At 63.0% G+C, this 2,466-nt stretch carries 3 protein-coding genes; 2 read left to right on the top strand and 1 reads right to left on the bottom strand.

Annotated features, from left to right (window positions below; translation table 11 throughout):
* A partial coding sequence (locus EN949_RS20855) for a LacI family DNA-binding transcriptional regulator (RefSeq protein ID WP_127371761.1) occupies positions 1–751 on the bottom strand: 751 nt, incomplete at its 3' end.
* A 170-nt stretch (positions 752–921) separates the two neighbouring features.
* Here EN949_RS20855 and EN949_RS20860 point away from each other — a divergent pair.
* On the top strand, positions 922–2,013 hold the full coding sequence (locus EN949_RS20860; protein ID WP_063169774.1) for a fatty acid desaturase family protein: 1,092 nt from the start codon (positions 922–924) through the stop codon (positions 2,011–2,013).
* An 88-nt stretch (positions 2,014–2,101) separates the two neighbouring features.
* Complete coding sequence (locus tag EN949_RS20865) at positions 2,102–2,416, top strand: MocE family 2Fe-2S type ferredoxin (RefSeq protein ID WP_027161041.1); 315 nt, start codon at positions 2,102–2,104, stop codon at positions 2,414–2,416.
* Positions 2,417–2,466: the final 50 nt, after the last annotated feature.

Genomic DNA, 2,466 nt, shown 5'->3' on the forward strand with positions numbered 1-2,466 from the left:
GATCCGGATAGCGCGCCAGAAGATCGATCATCGCGTCATGGGTCACCTGGTTGGCTTCCAGATTGACCAGCGTTTCAAGCACGCTGAACTCCGGCGCATGCTCGCGGAAGAAGGAGCGAAAGCCGATCTCGCGCAGCTCATGGCCGTGGAAGCGGTGGCTGCCGACGAAGAGGGCGACCTTGCCGGGCCGCTTGGCTGCCTTGGAGATCATCCATGCGGCGGTGCGCCCGACCTTGCGGTTGTCGAGGCCGATATAGCCCTCCCGGATGCCGGCGGCAAAATCGGACAGCACCGAAAAGACCGGCTGCCCTCTCGCCTTCAAGGTTTCCACGACCGCTGTCAGGGTCGGATGGTCCGGACCGACCACGGCGATGGCCCTCGATTTCGCCGCCAGCCTGCGCATCTGGGAGGCGATCTCGTCGGGAGCCAGGGAGCTGGCGAAATCGATGCTCGCAACGCCGCGGAAGCGCTGCGATTGAGAGATGGCCAGTTCGAGTTCCCGCGCGAAGTCACCGTAGAAGGCATCGTTGCCCCGCAGCAGCAGGAAGCCCAGGCGGTACTCCGGCAACTCCTGGCGCATGCGCTGCTTGATAAGGCCGGCGGCGTGGTAGCCGATGTCGGTAGCGGTCTCGTAGACGCGGCGCGCTGTCTCTTCGCGCACCGGCAGCCGGTTGTTCAGCACGCGGTCGACGGTGGCGACACTGACGCCCGAGATGCGCGCCAGATCGGATATTGTCGGCCGCTTCACCATGCTTGCCTCGTCGGGTTTGCTCGAGCCCTTCGTACATCATCCTGATGGGAAATGATAGAAACTATCTTTATGATGTTGAGTCTATCATCAGTCGGCGTTACTTTGACGCCCGAAGCCAAGGGATTTCATGGCATTCGCTCTGGCGGATGCCTTTGCCGAGGGAGGCAATCATGTCCACTGCGCCGTCCCGGCGTGACTACAGCCTGATCGGCCGCGACGCCAAGCTCGCCGTCGAGACCGGCCTGTCGGCGGCCGAGTGGTATCACACCGACATACCGCGCAAGCAGATGAAGGAGCTGATGCAGCGCTCCGACGGGCCGGCGATCCGCGATACGGCGATCTGGTTCGCCGCCCTGACCGTCAGTGGCGCCGGCGGCGCCTGGCTCTGGGGCACATGGTGGTGCGTGCCGTTCTTCTTCGTCTATGGCGTGCTCTACGGCTCCTCGACGGATTCACGCTGGCACGAATGCGGTCACGGCACCGCCTTCCGCACGCAATGGATGAACGATGCGGTCTATCAGATCGCCTGCTTCATGATCATGCGCAATCCGGTGACCTGGCGCTGGAGCCACACGCGCCACCACACCGACACCATCATCGTCGGCCGCGACCCGGAAATCTCGGTGATGCGGCCGCCGGATCTGGTTCGCGCCATGCTGGGCTTCGTCGGCGTGCTCGACGCCTGGCATGCGATGAGCGATATGCTGCGCAACGCCGCCGGCACCGTCAGCGCCGCCGAAAAGACCTTCATTCCAGAACAGGAACAGCCCAAGGCGATCCGCGTCGCCCGCATCTGGACGGCGATCTATGCCGCCACCGTCGGGCTGGCGCTCTACACCGGTTCGTTCCTGCCGCTGATGCTGGTCGGCCTGCCCAGGCTCTACGGCGCCTGGCACCATGTCATGGTCGGGCTGCTGCAGCATGGCGGCCTGGCCGACAATGTCACCGACCACAGGCTGAACAGCCGCACCGTCTACATGAACCCGATCAGCCGCTTCATCTACTGGAACATGAACTACCATGTCGAGCATCACATGTTTCCGATGGTGCCCTATCATGCGCTGCCGAGGCTGCACGAACTGATCAAGCACGATCTGCCGGAAGCGACACCGTCGATCCTGGCCGGCTACCGCGAGATGATCCCGGTCTTCCTGCGCCAGCTGCGCAACGAGGACTATTTCCTCAAGCGCGAGCTGCCGCCGACCGCACGGCCATATCGCGAGGAATTCCACAACGACACTATCGCCGCCGCGGCGGAATGATCGTGCTTCCATCCGATCCAGACTGTTTATTTAACGCAATTCCGGACGGAAAACCGCTGCGCACTTTTTTGCTTTTGGGAGGACTTGAATGAGCGACTGGGTCGAGGCCTGCGCCACCGGCGACATAGACGAGGAGGATGTGATGCGCTTCGACCATGGCGGCCGCACCTTCGCCATCTATCGCAGCCCCGACGACGAGTTCTTCGCCACCGACGGCCTTTGTACGCATGAAAAGGTGCACCTGGCCGACGGGCTGGTGATGGATGACATCATCGAATGCCCCAAGCACAATGGCCGCTTCAACTACAAGACGGGTGACGCCCGCGGCGCCCCGGTCTGCGTCAACCTGAAAACCTATCCGGTCAAGGTCGATGCCGGCAAAGTCCTGATCCAGATCGGATGACCGATATGGCGGGGGGGGTGCTCATCATCGGCGCCGGCGGATGCGGCGGG

The organism is Mesorhizobium sp. M7A.F.Ca.US.007.01.2.1, assembly GCF_003998165.1.
Classification (GTDB): domain Bacteria; phylum Pseudomonadota; class Alphaproteobacteria; order Rhizobiales; family Rhizobiaceae; genus Mesorhizobium; species Mesorhizobium ciceri.

What these genes read in the sequence shown, in the direction of transcription:
- EN949_RS20860 (WP_063169774.1), top strand. Translation starts at nt 922, where the DNA reads ATGTCCACTGCGCCGTCCCGGCGTGACTACAGCCTGATCGGCCGCGAC.
- EN949_RS20865 (WP_027161041.1), top strand. Translation starts at nt 2,102, where the DNA reads ATGAGCGACTGGGTCGAGGCCTGCGCCACCGGCGACATAGACGAGGAG.